The 13,634-nt window shown below is 41.7% G+C and carries 17 protein-coding genes and 1 pseudogene; 13 read left to right on the top strand and 5 right to left on the bottom strand.

The window, feature by feature from the left end:
• Window positions 1-110 precede the first annotated feature (110 nt).
• Window positions 111-452: a hydroxyisourate hydrolase gene (uraH, locus tag MHN79_RS03240; protein ID WP_239171701.1), complete on the bottom strand. Its 342-nt coding sequence runs from the start codon at window positions 450-452 to the stop codon at window positions 111-113.
• A 166-nt stretch (window positions 453-618) separates the two neighbouring features.
• On the opposite strand from uraH, the gene MHN79_RS03235 reads away from it, so the two are divergent.
• The gene (locus tag MHN79_RS03235; protein WP_239171700.1) at window positions 619-1,026 is read left to right on the top strand and encodes a DCC1-like thiol-disulfide oxidoreductase family protein; all 408 of its coding nucleotides are present in this window, start codon (window positions 619-621) and stop codon (window positions 1,024-1,026) included.
• Window positions 1,027-1,038: 12 nt separating this feature from the next.
• Window positions 1,039-1,725 (top strand): flavin reductase, encoded by a 687-nt coding sequence (locus MHN79_RS03230; protein WP_239171699.1) that lies wholly within the window; start codon window positions 1,039-1,041, stop codon window positions 1,723-1,725.
• 1 nt (window position 1,726) lies between these two features.
• Here MHN79_RS03230 and MHN79_RS03225 read toward each other — a convergent pair whose 3' ends face one another.
• From MHN79_RS03225 to MHN79_RS03215, 3 genes are all read right to left on the bottom strand, one after another.
• Window positions 1,727-3,190, bottom strand: coding sequence for a deoxyribodipyrimidine photo-lyase (locus MHN79_RS03225; RefSeq protein WP_239171698.1), 1,464 nt, complete (start codon window positions 3,188-3,190; stop codon window positions 1,727-1,729).
• A 287-nt stretch (window positions 3,191-3,477) separates the two neighbouring features.
• Complete coding sequence (locus MHN79_RS03220; protein ID WP_239171697.1) at window positions 3,478-3,693, bottom strand: hypothetical protein; 216 nt, start codon at window positions 3,691-3,693, stop codon at window positions 3,478-3,480.
• On the bottom strand, window positions 3,686-4,669 hold the full coding sequence (locus tag MHN79_RS03215; RefSeq protein WP_239171696.1) for an aldo/keto reductase: 984 nt from the start codon (window positions 4,667-4,669) through the stop codon (window positions 3,686-3,688). Before MHN79_RS03215 ends, MHN79_RS03220 begins: the two co-directional genes overlap by 8 nt.
• A gap of 60 nt (window positions 4,670-4,729) precedes the next feature.
• Between MHN79_RS03215 and MHN79_RS03210 the strand changes: the two genes are divergently transcribed.
• From MHN79_RS03210 to MHN79_RS03190, 5 genes are all read left to right on the top strand, one after another.
• Window positions 4,730-5,656, top strand: coding sequence for a LysR family transcriptional regulator (locus MHN79_RS03210; RefSeq protein ID WP_239171695.1), 927 nt, complete (start codon window positions 4,730-4,732; stop codon window positions 5,654-5,656).
• A gap of 119 nt (window positions 5,657-5,775) precedes the next feature.
• On the top strand, window positions 5,776-6,219 hold the full coding sequence (locus MHN79_RS03205; RefSeq protein ID WP_239171694.1) for a hypothetical protein: 444 nt from the start codon (window positions 5,776-5,778) through the stop codon (window positions 6,217-6,219).
• A gap of 1 nt (window position 6,220) precedes the next feature.
• A complete protein-coding gene (locus tag MHN79_RS03200) occupies window positions 6,221-6,550 on the top strand; it encodes a hypothetical protein (protein WP_239171693.1) in 330 nt (109 codons plus the stop codon).
• 196 nt (window positions 6,551-6,746) lie between these two features.
• The gene (locus MHN79_RS03195) at window positions 6,747-7,277 is read left to right on the top strand and encodes a hypothetical protein (RefSeq protein ID WP_239171692.1); all 531 of its coding nucleotides are present in this window, start codon (window positions 6,747-6,749) and stop codon (window positions 7,275-7,277) included.
• 348 nt (window positions 7,278-7,625) lie between these two features.
• Entirely contained in the window at window positions 7,626-8,651 is a 1,026-nt protein-coding gene (locus MHN79_RS03190; RefSeq protein ID WP_239171691.1) for a hypothetical protein, read from the top strand.
• Window positions 8,652-8,801: 150 nt separating this feature from the next.
• Here the strand turns inward: MHN79_RS03190 and MHN79_RS03185 are convergent, their stop codons facing one another.
• Entirely contained in the window at window positions 8,802-9,365 is a 564-nt protein-coding gene (locus MHN79_RS03185) for a TetR/AcrR family transcriptional regulator (RefSeq protein WP_239171690.1), read from the bottom strand.
• A gap of 141 nt (window positions 9,366-9,506) precedes the next feature.
• Here MHN79_RS03185 and MHN79_RS03180 point away from each other — a divergent pair.
• The 6 genes and pseudogenes from MHN79_RS03180 to MHN79_RS03155 all read left to right on the top strand — a co-directional run bounded on the left by MHN79_RS03180 (window position 9,507) and on the right by MHN79_RS03155 (window position 13,370).
• Window positions 9,507-10,036 (top strand): annotated as a pseudogene (locus MHN79_RS03180) (HPP family protein).
• Between the two features lie 300 nt (window positions 10,037-10,336).
• Window positions 10,337-11,530, top strand: coding sequence for an MFS transporter (locus MHN79_RS03175; protein WP_239171689.1), 1,194 nt, complete (start codon window positions 10,337-10,339; stop codon window positions 11,528-11,530).
• A gap of 281 nt (window positions 11,531-11,811) precedes the next feature.
• A complete protein-coding gene (locus MHN79_RS03170) occupies window positions 11,812-12,024 on the top strand; it encodes a cold-shock protein (RefSeq protein WP_114784217.1) in 213 nt (70 codons plus the stop codon).
• A 370-nt stretch (window positions 12,025-12,394) separates the two neighbouring features.
• The gene (locus MHN79_RS03165; protein WP_172971877.1) at window positions 12,395-12,541 is read left to right on the top strand and encodes a hypothetical protein; all 147 of its coding nucleotides are present in this window, start codon (window positions 12,395-12,397) and stop codon (window positions 12,539-12,541) included.
• Between the two features lie 7 nt (window positions 12,542-12,548).
• Window positions 12,549-12,749, top strand: a complete 201-nt coding sequence (locus MHN79_RS03160) for a hypothetical protein (RefSeq protein ID WP_239171688.1) — start codon at window positions 12,549-12,551, stop codon at window positions 12,747-12,749.
• A gap of 225 nt (window positions 12,750-12,974) precedes the next feature.
• Window positions 12,975-13,370 carry a DUF2391 family protein gene (locus tag MHN79_RS03155; protein ID WP_239171687.1) on the top strand — a complete coding sequence of 132 codons (396 nt, stop codon included), beginning with the start codon at window positions 12,975-12,977 and terminating at the stop codon, window positions 13,368-13,370.
• Window positions 13,371-13,634 lie beyond the last annotated feature (264 nt).

Here is a 13,634-nt window from a genome sequence, read left to right as displayed (position 1 = left end):
GATTCGTTTCATCAAACAGTTCTGTTAGTGGTCATAAACTAATGCATAGAGTATCTTATAGATCAATGTATTAGCAAAATAAATCTAACAATTAATAAACAAAACCTAATTTAACTCCCTCGATAAGAAGAAAAACTATAAGGGGAGACCAGCAGGGGAACGTGCATATGTGATGTTGGATCACTTAGCCCAAATCGAATAACGATATCGTCAAGAAAGTTCGGATCTTCGTTTTGCGCAAAATATTCCCCAACATAAAAAATTAGCTGATATTTCCCAGTCTTGTATTCATTTCCTTGCAGCAAGGCTTCGTCCGTTCGGCCATCTTGATTGGTTACCACAGTATCAATCTTTGTCCAGCATTGGCTGTCTTGGCGATATATCTCGATCCTAATACCAGCTGCAGGGCGGCCTTTCATAGTATCAAGTACATGTGTGGTGAGCTTTGTCATTGGGAATTGTCTTCACTATCAGGCTTATTTTGCTTGTATTTACAGTATAGGTGGACATAGGCTAGTGTTAGAAAAAGAGCCATTATTTGGCTATTTGTGGGGTAGTGTACTGATCGAGATGTTTCAGTCTGCGTAAAGGTAGTCGGACAATAGGAAAAATAGAATCATGAGCAAATTAACACTATTTTACGACGGGACGTGCCCGCTTTGCGCTAAAGAAATGCGTGCTATTCGAGCTAAAGATAGTCATGGCGATATTACGACTATCGATATTTATAGTGAGGCTTTTAGCAAATACCCAGACATTGACCCTGTGGCTGCCAATAAAATACTCCATGCGGTAGATGATAGTGGGAGGCTCTGGCTTGGTTTGGATGCCGCGTATCGAGCATGGGATATTCTGGGCCGAGGCTGGATGTATGCTCCTTTAAGGTGGCGCTTGATCAAACCAATAGCCGATAGGCTTTATTTGTATTTCGCTAACAACCGTTATCGCATTTCGTATCTGTTTACTGGTACATCACGCTGTGATAGTCAATGCACCACTAATCCCACCCAAGGGGACAAACAGTAAAGGAAGTACTTAATGAACTACGATGCACATAGCATTGCCATGATGGAACCTAGGAATCGAGCTCGTTTTATCAATAGCTTATCTGGATTTAAAAGTGCGAATTTAATTGGTACACGCGATAGTGATGGCAATGAGAACCTCGCTATTGTCAGCTCTGCGTTTCACCTTGGCGCGACCCCTCCTTTGATGGGGCTCATTATCAGGCCAAGTAGCGTTGAGCGTCATACATTAGAAAATATTTTGGCTACCGAGTGTTATACCATCAACGCGGTGACACACGAGTTTCTCGCAGCGGCTCACCAAACATCAGCGCGATACAGTAAGCTTGAATCTGAATTTGAAAAAGCGAACCTTACTCCTTACTACGTTAATGACTTTAATGCGCCATTTGTGATGGAAAGCCCGTTGAAATTAGCGATGAGGCTGGTTGACCATCAAACTCTGGCGGTTAATGGAACAGAGATGGTGATTGGTGAGATACAAGATGTTCTCGTGTCAGATAGCGCGGTAATGCCAGATGGTTATGTTGATATAGAAGCGCTCGATCTGGTCACCATATCAGGTTTAGATAGCTATCATATGACCCAGAGAATAGGGCGTTTGAGCTACGCCAAGCCAGATCAAAAGCTGCATCCATTGACCAAAGAAGGTGATCCTTCGTCTTGGGATGCATTTGGCCTGAGCGATTTTGACCGCTGATTCAACGATCGACTCTAACATGTCTAGCTAGAATACGTTTGCCTTCGGCTTTAACATCATGTCTACTTCGCCATGACCAAAGGCGTTGCCTAGCGTTTTGTGCTTCTGCTTTTAAATCAATGACAGGATTGAGGTAAGGGCTATCTGCAGGTAACTGATACATGGTGGCTTCAAGTGGTGCTAATTTCCATGGCTCAAACAACAAAGGTGTTGGTACATGCTGTAATTCTGGGATCCATTGGCGAATAAATTCCCCGGTGGGATCCTGCTCTTGGGCCTGTTTGGTAGGGTTGTATATTCGTATGGTATTGATGCCAGTTACCCCAGCTTGCATCTGAAACTGTGCATAATGAATACCTGGTTCGAAGTCGAGAAACTGCTGAGCTAAATGCGCGACACCCAAGCGCCAATCACAATGGAAATGGTGGGTTAACACACTCACTAACATGGAACGCATACGAAAGTTGAGGTAGCCTGTTTGGGTGACGCTGCGCATGCACGCATCGACCATGGGTAACCCTGTATTCCCGCTTTTCCACGCTTCAAGTAAACGCTTATCGTTTGGACTTTGCTCTATCAATGCTTCATACGCATGGTTAATGCACCTGTGTTCCATTTCACTCTCTGACTCAAACTTTTGTATAAAGTGACAGTGCCAATGTAGCCGAGAGCTGAGTGCGCTGAGACTGCGGCGCCAACCTGGATTGTTCCAATGTGCAAGCAGTGCCTGATACACCTCTCGTAAAGATACATTGCCCCATGCAAGGTAGGGTGATAGGCGAGAGCAGGCGTGCTGCGCACTCAAGGGGCTGGAGAGATTTTTAAAGTAATCTTTGCCGCGGTGATTAAAAAAGCTGCTCAGTACTTGATGAGCATATCGGCTTCCACCATGCTGAAAGGGTTCGGCCTCCCTTTGCCATGAACTAGGCAGTGTAAAAATAAACTTATCTTTACACTGGTAATTCAAAATAGGGGAGCTCGCGGTGATAGATATAGGCTCGATTGGGGCTCTCATGGTGCTATTCCACTTAGCATCCCATTTTTCTCTGTTTTTGGCACCGCGAACCACAGCGCCTTGCTGACTTTCAACCCATTCAATTTGGTGTGACTTAAACCAGTTAGCCAGCTTGATATCACGTTCGAACGTTTTTTTAAGGCCAATTTCTTGGTGAGAAAATACGTGATCAATACAGTAATCCTCAGCGATAGATTCAAAACACGCCAGAGCTTCTCCTTGCATAATGGTAATGCGATGGCCGTGTGTATTCAGTGTTTGATTGATATCTTGAAGTGACTGCCAGACGAAACGCCAATGCCTTTCAGAGTAATGCTTATCCTCCAAAAGCTCAGGTTCAAAAATGTAGAGTATGAGCGTCTTTGTTCCGCTGTTTAATGCTCGATTAAGCGGCTGGTGGTCGGTTAGACGTAGATCTCTTTTGAGCCAAACTAGATTGATTCGCTCCATTTCTACTTCCGATGCAGTTAGTTACAAAAGTTTTACGTACAAACAGAGCTGAGGATCGTCTTATCTAAAATATTCTTTGTCTCTGGTCTGGTATTTAGAAACCTCGCGATGTGGTAATGGTAAAAGATAGGATCAAGAGACTAGTTCGAGAACTGACTAAATCCGCTTGATTTCATATAAACAATGTATAAAATTCGCCCGAATTATTTCATTTTTGTTAAATTTTCATTAAATTTTGAGGTTTTGATATGACAAAAATACGATTATTAGGGCTAACAGGATTAGCACTATTGGCCTTTTCTTCTCCCAGCGCGCTGGCTGATAATGATGACGGTGGCTTTTATTGGAAGTGTTACTTTAACCCAGTGAGCTGTTTTTAGACTGGCATTGGCTAAGACGGCTGTATAATCATAAATACCATAGCTTAGCAACGTGAGCCATTTCGTATTGAGATGGCTCATATTTTTTAACAATTGCGCTGCAATATCTTTGGAGTTACGCATTTACCCCTTTCATTCCCTCGGCGGTGTAACGCTCACCTGCAGGTTCAAATTCCTTAAGTATGGTTTCCAAATAGACCAACTCTTCAGCAGGTAAGTTTATTGATGCCGCGCCGAAGTTATCGACAAGGTGATGGATTTTTTTTGTGCCTGGAATGGGAACTATATGGTCACCTTGTGCTAGAAGCCATGCCAATGCCACTTGAGCAGGCGAGCAGGACTGACGACGCGCGATTTGCTCGACAGCAGACGATAAAGGACGGTTTGCTTCTAGGTTATCGGCAGAGAATCTGGGCAGACCTTGGCGAGCATCGTTTTTATCAAAGTTGGCCTCTTTATCGAAGCGCCCAGTTAAAAAGCCGCGTCCGAGTGGTGAATAGGGCACAAAGCCAATACCTAATTCTTTACATGTTGGCAGAACGTCTCTTTCGACATCCCGAGTCCACAAAGAATATTCGGTTTGCACTGCGCTTACAGGATGCACTGCGTGCGCTTTTTTTAACGTGGCAGCGCTGACTTCCGATAAACCTATGTTTGCGATCTTACCTTCTTTTACAAGTTCAGAGAGAGTTTGCATGGTTGTTTCTATGCAGGCGTTTGGATCAAGACGGTGAATGTAATATAAGTCGATACATTCAATGCCAAGACGCCGAAGTGAGTGCTCACATGAGGTTCGAATATAGCTTGGGCTATTATCTATGCTTCTTTGGTACTCGCCCGGGCGTCTAACAATTCCGCATTTGGTCGCAACCTTAACGGGCGCTGACGTTTGTTGTAGAAACTGTCCAATCAGCTCTTCGTTGTGATGGTTACCATAAGTATCTGCGGTATCAAGTAAGGTGCAGCCTAATTCCACGGCTTTGTGTAGGACTTGCATCGATTCTTTGTCATCACGAGGCCCGTAAAACTCACTCATGCCCATGCAGCCTAAACCAATGGTGGATACTTCTAACTCTTTGCCTAACTTACGTGTTTTCATTTTTATCCTGCTTTGTTGGTGAAAGTCTTTCTAGTATGATTTCTAAAAATGGAGATGAATATGCTTAAAAGTGGCAATCAGATTTCCGATATCGGAAATCAGTTACATTGGGATGACGCAAGAGTGTTTTTGGCTATCGCCCGAACAGGTACATTGAGCGGAGCGTCAAAGCTGCTTGGTACTGGCATTGCCACCACTTCGCGCCGATTGGAAAGGCTGGAAAATGCCTTGCAGGTACGGCTATTTACTCGCTCACAACTTGGCTATCGTTTAACCGATGATGGTGCTGATCTGATCTCGCAAGCAGAAATGTTAGAGCAGGCAGGATTTGCCTTCAGTGCAGCAGCGAAAGGCAAAGAGACTAGGGTGAGCGGGCATGTTAGGCTGGCAACGGCGCAGGGACTTGCCGACGAGCTTATTATTCCAGCACTGCCTGATTTTATTGACGCTCACCCTAATTTAACCCTTGAAATAGTTACCAGTGTCTCTGTGGTGAATTTGCATAAACGCGACGCCGATCTCGCGATACGAATGGTTCGGCCAGACAATGGCAATATCAGTATTCGCCGTATCGGTCATCTTGGGTTTGGCCTTTATGCCTCAGAGCGCTATTTGCAGAGTAGGCCAAGGTGTGAAAGCTCTGGTCTATTTGAGCAAGATGACTTTATTGGTTGGCCTGAAGACAATCAGCAGCTTCCGGCTGCAAAGTGGCTCGCTAGAACGTTGCGTGGCAAACCTTGCCGACTGACGACAACCAATATGTCTGCGCAAGTCAGCGCAGTTCAAGCTGGAATAGGTATGGCGATTATTCCTCACTTTATTGGCCAGAAAAAAGGCTTAGTCTGCGTACAAAAAGACGTTGGCTGCGACCAACCTATTTGGTCAGCAGTGCATTCCGACCTTATTCACTCTACAAGAATAAGAGCTGTGACTGAATTTTTAACCGCGCTTATTCAGGCCAAGAATCAAGAATTAACTGGCCTTTGATAAATAAAGATGTAACTAAGAGAGTTTTATAATTTGACTTTCATCGTAAAAATTAAAACTGCAATTCTAAGTGATTAATTTTTATATACAATAACTCCTCTTTATCAGGAGATATGACAATGGGTGTTTTGTCTTATTGCAAAATTGATGACATGGTCATCACTCGCAATATGCAGAATCATTTGAATGAAATCGAATCAAAAGTAGCACTCGGTAATTTGTTGGCGACATCGGTTGCATCATCGCAATTTATACAAATTTTCTCTGGACGAATGAGTGCGGGTAAAAGACTGCAAACCATTTATGAGCATGATTGGGAAAAGTTCGGGCAAGCGATGGCAAGCAGCCACTTTGTAACAAAAGAACTCGTTAATCGTATCGCTGATAAAGCGAGATTAACCTCAAGAGGCAAAGAGCAAGACTTTTGGAAGTGTGTATATGATGCGACTCGCTACGAGTTTACTTTTATTGTCTACCAGCGCGTTTGCCGATGTGCAAACTTCTTACGACGCCTTAAACGCCAAGTTCTCAGAGTGTTCAGCCATTCAGCCAATAAGTGGTGATATGCGTGACAAGTGGCTGGAAAGTCAGTCTGAACCAGTTATTAAAACGATGCTGCTAACGCTAAAACACCGAGCTTTTCAGCAGTGCATAGCAGACGCTGACAAGGAGTATTTGTATCAATCTTTTCTCGTTTATATCAACACCGGAAATAGAGAGCCGTTGGATATTTATCTGTCTTTACGAGAAAACGACCTATTGAAGAGTCAAAAACAGGTTATAGACGCTGAGTTTCTAGAAAATGCCGACAGACTAGCCAAGTTGAGCGTATTTTCAGTTAACTTCGATACTTTGAAAGCGTACGAAGAATTTAAAAAACAAGCCAATCATTAGCCGTGTACTTTCACGGCTTTTTTGTTTCTACACAACTGCGCTCATGGAGTATAGTACTTTGAGTCGATAAGGCTTGTTTTTAGCAACTATTGCGGTCACTAGTGAATGGTTTTCTATGAATACTCAGAGAATTAGACGTTTCTGGTCGGTATGGCAGCCAGAGAAATAAACGTCTAATAAAACTTTAGGACTCAAAATGGAATATGTATCACTCATTTTTTCTGCACTAGCGTTCGGTTTAAGCTCATTTACGTTTTATTGGGTTCACTTGAGGGTTAACCACGCCCTCCATCTTGTTAGAATTAATAATAATGGAGAATTCAATAGCCCGCGCTTTGCCATAGTTAATAGCGGCTCAAAAGATATTTTGGTAACTTCGATTTCCGGCTGGTTCGTGCAAAGTGACCAAGCTCGCTTCTCTCCTGCACAGAGAGTGGAAATTGGCGAAGGGCCATCAATGTTAATAAAAGCAGGTACTGCTACGCAATGTAAGATTAATTTTCCTGCTTCAAGTTTTACAAACTCATTTGTAACGAGTGGTAAGTTGCTTGATGGATTAACTGAAAGTATTTACGAATTTGAATTTACTATTGACGTTGACTGGGTTGATTGTCAGGCGTGTAGCCATAAAGTTAGCGTACCATTTGCAAAGTATGGATTTGAGGAAAGTGGGCGCATTCGTTCGTTTTCTCCACTTGATACAAAGCATAACCTGTACAAAAGTTAGACAAAATATGAATTGGGCAACTTCTGCCGTCTTGATAGCTAATGCAATAGCTGCCGCCAGTTCTCCCACTGATAATTTACACGTTCCCTGAATCCTAATTCAGTGAACTACGGGCTGTTTTGGGTAAAAAGCAATTGGCGTGCATCGACGCCAGTCAATATAGCTTCTAAGTTAACTATTCCAAGGCCCTTAATATGGTCCGTGCTTATCAAGCCTTCTGATCACGATTGAGGCTCGAGTCCAAATTTTATCCGCAGCTCAGGTTAATGAATCTTTATTTGATGAAGTCAAAGTTTTTCTTGGTTGTTGAAGCTAGAGCTGAATTAACTGAAAAGGAAGATAGTGCTTATGGGCATTCAAAAAGATATTGGTGTTGTACCGGGTTGGCAGGGAGGTTTTGAAGAGTCAAACCCTGAATTTTCGTACCCTAATCCAAACCTAACCTCATTGCCAATGCTAGACAATATGGCGAATATTGACTTGCTTCAGCGTCAGCAAGCGGTGAAGTGGCCAGAGTTCAGTTGGGAAACCGAAAAAGGCAGCGAAAACCCAAAACGCTGCTTTCAGATGTTTGCCCCCGATATTTCAAGACTCGGATACACAGATAAAGGGAGAGTATATTCGATTATCTGTCCTCAGCAAGGGGTCTACTCCCCCTCACTAGGGACCATGAATGTTGAAGTCACAGTGACAGGTCAGCGAGGCTGGGTGAATGAAACCGATCGTGGGCTGGCAGCGGATATGAGTGTGGTGGGCAAAATTTGGTTTAGCCCGAGTGCATTGCAAAACCCCATTGTTAAGTTGTTATGGTCTCACTTTGAAAAGAGTAAACAACCTTTTCCTTTTCGAAAATCGAGCGCGATTGTTGTTTATACCCATAAAGTGGGGCAAGCGGACCAGCCGATATTCCCACTTCTTAAAGGTGAAAGTAGCGATTTTGATATTCCTGATTTTGCTAAACATCCACAGGCGTGGAGTGTCGGGCATTTGGGTGTAGAAATCGGAGCGCCTTTAAGGACGGGTTATCCAGTGGTTGATGAGTTTAATAAGCTGATCATGGATGTGTTTAATTTAGGCTCAGGCAATATGCTGCAAATGGGTAATGTGCTGACTTGGAATGTCTGGTTTACTCAGCCTGAGCTCGTTAATACTGAAGAATGGAGAACCCATGCCCAAAGATGGCGTGAATCTATCGATGTGGATCATTGCTCTCCAGATGGGGATGGAAGCGAAGCTAAATACTTTGATGGCACCCTATTTAAACCTAATCTCGACGTTATTAAAGAGTTAGAAAAGGAAAAAATCGGCCACTTCCTTGGTCATTTGGAGGGAGAGATTAAAGAAGGTATCAGCAAGTACCTTAAAGACATTTAAGCTTTATGCCTTCGCTGTCTTACATACAGGCAGCGAAGGCTTAAAAGCTAGCCATCTTAATTTGACTTGAGTGTTTTAGTTGTTGTTAAAGTCCGAGAGAAGCGGTTATTTCAGCACTTGCAAATATAATCGTGTACTTTTTTATGACACCTACTTATCAGACGAAAAGGTCATGAGAGATAACGCTCTGGCGCCTAAACGATATACCTCTTCGTAACCACCTAACCCACTAAACTCTGCCCGAATAATCATACCTTCTAGAAAGGTCATAATAGCCTCGGATTTTTCCTCCAGCTCTTTTGTATCTGGCTCAAATGTACTAGCTATCAGAGATTTTAGCCATTCTTTATGTTGTGTTGCATGTTGAGCTAATGAATCATCGCTATCTTTGAATTCAGCTAAGGCGTGCATAAACATACATCCTTTGAAACTCACTGACTGAAACCAAGAGAAGTGCCAGTCCAAGATGGCATTCATCCGGCTCTCTTGATTTCTTTCAGAAGATACCACAGCGGTTAGTTCTCTTATAAAGCGATGATGTCGTCTTATCAACACAGCCTCAATAAGTTTATTTTTTGAACCAAAATGTTTGTACATGGATGTTTTGGAGACCTCCGCCTTATCTCGGATCATATCGACGCCAACAGCGGTGTATCCCCGTGCTCCGAACAACTCTTCAGCAATATCTAGAATGTATTCTTTTTTATTGGTCATAATAAATTCTAATAAAAAGTATTTGATGATCATGCCAGTAGTATATAAGATGCTTTACGTGGGTGTACAGATCTGTACACCTCTATGAATCTTACCACATTAATTATCGTTAATCTAAGTACACTTGTAAGGAGTCGTAAAATGGCAAAACTTAATGGAGGCGGGGCTCTACCCCCTAAAGCTTCAGCTGAACAGTTAATAAAAGGTCTAATAGGAGGAACGCTTAGTATATTGGTTCTTGGTTATCTAAGTCAGATTAGTGAATTACCTTTGATAATGGCTCCGTTCGGTGCTAGTTGTGTTCTTCTATTTGCAGCTCCCGCATCACCGCTTGCGCAGCCACGTAATGTAGTAATAGGGCATTTGGTGACTGCGTCTATAGGCTTAGTTTTCTTACATAGTTTTGGGGACTCTCTATATATAGCCGCACTGGCAGTCGGTGCCGCCATTATGCTAATGCAACTCTTTCGCGTTGTTCACCCACCTGCTGGAGCAAACCCACTAGTGATTATATTGTCAGGCCAAACCACAATTGGGTTTGATTTCTTAATAACTCCAGTATTAGTTGGGAGTTTAGGCTTGGTATTGATTGCGGCAATTATTAATAACATTGGTTCCGGAAGTATTGGCCTGTCTATTGGTATGGAGTGAAAATTAAGAAGGTAAAGTAAACATTTCGAACTTAGAAGGAATCATGCCGTTATTTGCCTTACTTCACTCATTACGATCGCCATTTATTTAATGAGATATTCATGTTAGGAGTTGTTCTTAGTGGTATTTTTTTGTGTATTAATGATGTTTTGATATACAAAAAATTATGGTAATCAAGTCAATTGATAAATCATTAAATTCTACTTTAGTCACTGATATAAATTAATAATTATATAATATTTACTACTAATGGATTGATAATTAAAAAATTGAACTTTTATTGGTACTGAATCAGCACTCGCAAAAATATAGGGAATTATATGTGTAGTCAAAGCAACCGATTCGTCATGCTGTTTTCTTGTGTATTAGTGTTAATGGCACAGATGGCTACAACCCTTTATTTGCCTGCCTTACCCCAAGTCGCTGGTGAATTAGCCATCAGCCGTCACTTAGCAGAGTTGTCCATTTCTCTTTTTGTGATTGGCGCCGCGCTGCCTGTGATTTACTGGGGGCATGCTGCAGAAAAGTACGGTCGGAAATCTTCTCTTTCAATGGCCTTAGTTGTGTTTATTACCGCCAGTATCGTTCTTTATTTTACCCAGTCTCTCGCATGTTTACTGATTGCTAGGGTGATACAAGGGGCAGGAGCTGGCGGCGCTGCGATCATTGCTCGAATTATCGTGAGAGATAACTGGAATGGTGATGCGCTCACGAAAAAATTGTCTTTATTATCGATGTCATTTATTGCAGCGTTGGGTATCGGCCAGTTTATTGGGTCAATGCTCACCCAATACAGCGATTGGCGTATCGGTTTTTTGATTTTGTCATCCATAGCTACTTTGTCTTTGCTCGCCATCACTAAGTTGCAACTTCAAGGACCGGCCCAAAGTGATCAGCAGAAATCAAAAACCAGCAACAGTTACATACAGATAGTAAAGGATCGGGGGTTCCTCATTCCTTGTACCCAAGGTGGATTGGGTTTTGCCTCGATTGTGATTTTACAAGAAGTCAGTCCATTTATTTTCGATCATGACCTCCACCTGTCTAGCCAAGAGTTTGGTTTGTTTGGTCTTGTGATTGGTGTGGCTTATTTCTTCGGATCTCTGTATGTCAAACGTAATGTCACCATTGTCGGTAGTCAACAACTAATGAATCGAGGGTCATACATCATTTTAACGGGCGCTCTACTTATGCTGGCGCTCTGGTTGTTCAGTGAATCATTACCAAATAAGTTCCTTACTAGTGGTTATATGTCTTTGTATTTATTAATCATTTTTGGTCAGGCAGTGATTTTTCCAAATAGTATGTCTCTTGCAGCAAGTAATTCGGCTCACAATGGCGCCCACAGTATCGCCCTATGTGGTTTCTTACAGCAATCAATGGCAGGGGGAGCTGCCGCTTTAGCCGTTAGTGCTAGTTATGGTCATAGTTGGGCGTATTGGGTCGCTATTATTGGAGGGATCATTTTCACCTTGGGGTTCACCAGAAAAGAGCAAACGACATGTCTAAACTAATTCTTATACAGGTTTCTTAGTCAGGGGAGCAAACGTCAATTTTAACAATGACAACGCTATTTTAGCGGGTTTTGGTAAAATTTTAAGAAAAAGATATCTATTGCTTCGAGATAGTGTATAGTGTTCGTCAGCTCATATGGTGAGCTATTAATAGTTTATTTAGTTCAAGACTTTCTCAGTTGTCTTCCGATTTGATTCGTCATCTCTTTTCTGCGATACCTTTTTCTTCATTCCTTATTTAGTAGCTCGCTTATTTATTTAAACAATCTATCGAGATATTCATGTCAAATAAAACAACTGGCTCAGTAAAATGGTTTAATGAAACTAAAGGTTTTGGATTTATCACTCCAGACAACGGCGGTGCCGACCTATTTGTTCACTTTAGATCAATTGCCACTGATGGCTTTAAAACGCTTGCAGAAGGCCAAAAAGTGTCTTTCAACGTAGAGCAGGGCGGTAAAGGCCCACAAGCTGCTGACGTTACTGTTCTCTAAGAGCCTAAGCGAGATCTTGCTCTTTTCCTAGTGATGGTGAGATCTCCCTTTGTATGTTGAATAAGGAGTAGAATGAATCGAAGAAAAGTGTATTGGTATTATGTTTTGCGTGAGCAAAAAATACCAAAAGAGAAGAAATTAATTGTACCAAATCAGATATTATCTTTATCACAATAAAGAATCATGGTCATCGACCATAAATCAGCTCAACAGCGACGTGTTGCAACGTCATATTCTCCCCAAAGCAAATGCGAACTTCTTTAATCTGAATTTTTCATTTTGTGAGTCCGAAAATACGGGTGAAATAAAAAATTCACAGGGTATGGTCTTGGGAAACTTTACTATTTCATCGTGCAAAGGAGACTAGGCGTTGAAAAAACCAACAGGTCGTAAATTAAAAACCATCAATGTTGAAGATAACATCAACGATGATCGCAAAGAAAGTATTCATAAAATAAGAAAAAAAATCGAAGACATCCTACTGGAACGTGAACAGAAAAAGTTGTGGGATCTGTGAGGTAAACATGCGAAAACCAATGAAAAAATTAAATACAAGAATACGGAAAAATAACTTCGAAGAACGATTTTCCGCTATGGTGGCAGAATATAACAAGGCGAAAGACCTTCTGGATACAATGAGTGAAGGAACTCCAGAATATGCCAAACAAAAAAAGGTTTGTGATAGGTTATTTGCAAATGCTGAACAATTTATCAATGCCAAATAAAACGGTCAACTGCTGCTTAGGTAAACATACTAGGTCTCTTATTCGGTAGGGACCTCATCTCAATAAGTCAGTGTTATTCTGCCTACTTGTCGTTGGCTCGTTATCTTTTTGGGCTCGTGTGGCATGTGTTTCTGAAGTTTACTATCTTGTGCTTACTGCTCTAGTTTATTGATGAGTAACAGCGTTCAGTTGGACATCTGGACTCAATTGAGTATAAGGACTGCCATGAAATATAGCTTTAACTTCCAAGATGCAAGTCAAATATTTGTTGGTGCGTTTGCATTAGCCGTCCCAATCTCTTTTTCAGAAGAAGCTTGGCGTTTGGGTGAAACTCTACCATTACTAAACTTAGTAATGCTGTTTTTTCTGTCACTAATATTTCTCACTTTGTATACCTTTGAGAGTGTCTTTGAGCGTAATATTGCCCATCGTAAATTTGTATTTGTACTCCGTATAGTTATCGCTTATCTGATCACTGCTTTAGTGGTTATCTTGGTCTTACTGTGTATCAATAAATTCCCTCTGCTCTCCGACCCATTCGTTGCGATTAAACGCGTCATTATTATCTCTATGCCCGCCTCAATGGGAGCAATCGTTGTAGATAGCTTTGATAAGGAGTAGCTGTCTTTCTTCTGCGCCACGACACAATGCATATATGGCTACCTTAGTTATTTAATGTTGACTCACTTTTTGTTGGTGGTGTCGATTTGTCGTATGAGCCCCAAGTCCTCTTCATCTCCGTGAGTTTGTTAGACAAAAAGATTAGACATCAAAATAATTAAAAATGATTAATATCTAAGATTACTCCTTTATCTGCCTAATTATCTACTTTTTATAGTGTATCATTGTATGTATTATATTTAGTTGTCTAAATAATTTAATGTT

The organism is Vibrio sp. Of14-4 (genome assembly GCF_022347625.1).
GTDB classification, from domain to species: Bacteria; Pseudomonadota; Gammaproteobacteria; order Enterobacterales; family Vibrionaceae; genus Vibrio; species Vibrio pristinus.
Note: the sequence above shows the minus strand (reverse complement) of the source record. Positions and strands in the feature narration are given on the sequence as shown.

Bases quoted from the DNA above. Each gene is read 5' to 3' on its own strand.
- uraH (WP_239171701.1), bottom strand. From the start codon at position 452: ATGACAAAGCTCACCACACATGTACTTGATACTATGAAAGGCCGCCCT.
- MHN79_RS03235 (WP_239171700.1), top strand. From the start codon at position 619: ATGAGCAAATTAACACTATTTTACGACGGGACGTGCCCGCTTTGCGCT.
- MHN79_RS03230 (WP_239171699.1), top strand. From the start codon at position 1,039: ATGAACTACGATGCACATAGCATTGCCATGATGGAACCTAGGAATCGA.
- MHN79_RS03225 (WP_239171698.1), bottom strand. From the start codon at position 3,190: ATGGAGCGAATCAATCTAGTTTGGCTCAAAAGAGATCTACGTCTAACC.
- MHN79_RS03220 (WP_239171697.1), bottom strand. From the start codon at position 3,693: ATGCGTAACTCCAAAGATATTGCAGCGCAATTGTTAAAAAATATGAGC.
- MHN79_RS03215 (WP_239171696.1), bottom strand. From the start codon at position 4,669: ATGAAAACACGTAAGTTAGGCAAAGAGTTAGAAGTATCCACCATTGGT.
- MHN79_RS03210 (WP_239171695.1), top strand. From the start codon at position 4,730: ATGCTTAAAAGTGGCAATCAGATTTCCGATATCGGAAATCAGTTACAT.
- MHN79_RS03205 (WP_239171694.1), top strand. From the start codon at position 5,776: ATGGGTGTTTTGTCTTATTGCAAAATTGATGACATGGTCATCACTCGC.
- MHN79_RS03200 (WP_239171693.1), top strand. From the start codon at position 6,221: ATGCGTGACAAGTGGCTGGAAAGTCAGTCTGAACCAGTTATTAAAACG.
- MHN79_RS03195 (WP_239171692.1), top strand. From the start codon at position 6,747: ATGGAATATGTATCACTCATTTTTTCTGCACTAGCGTTCGGTTTAAGC.
- MHN79_RS03190 (WP_239171691.1), top strand. From the start codon at position 7,626: ATGGGCATTCAAAAAGATATTGGTGTTGTACCGGGTTGGCAGGGAGGT.
- MHN79_RS03185 (WP_239171690.1), bottom strand. From the start codon at position 9,365: ATGACCAATAAAAAAGAATACATTCTAGATATTGCTGAAGAGTTGTTC.
- MHN79_RS03175 (WP_239171689.1), top strand. From the start codon at position 10,337: ATGTGTAGTCAAAGCAACCGATTCGTCATGCTGTTTTCTTGTGTATTA.
- MHN79_RS03170 (WP_114784217.1), top strand. From the start codon at position 11,812: ATGTCAAATAAAACAACTGGCTCAGTAAAATGGTTTAATGAAACTAAA.
- MHN79_RS03160 (WP_239171688.1), top strand. From the start codon at position 12,549: ATGCGAAAACCAATGAAAAAATTAAATACAAGAATACGGAAAAATAAC.
- MHN79_RS03155 (WP_239171687.1), top strand. From the start codon at position 12,975: ATGAAATATAGCTTTAACTTCCAAGATGCAAGTCAAATATTTGTTGGT.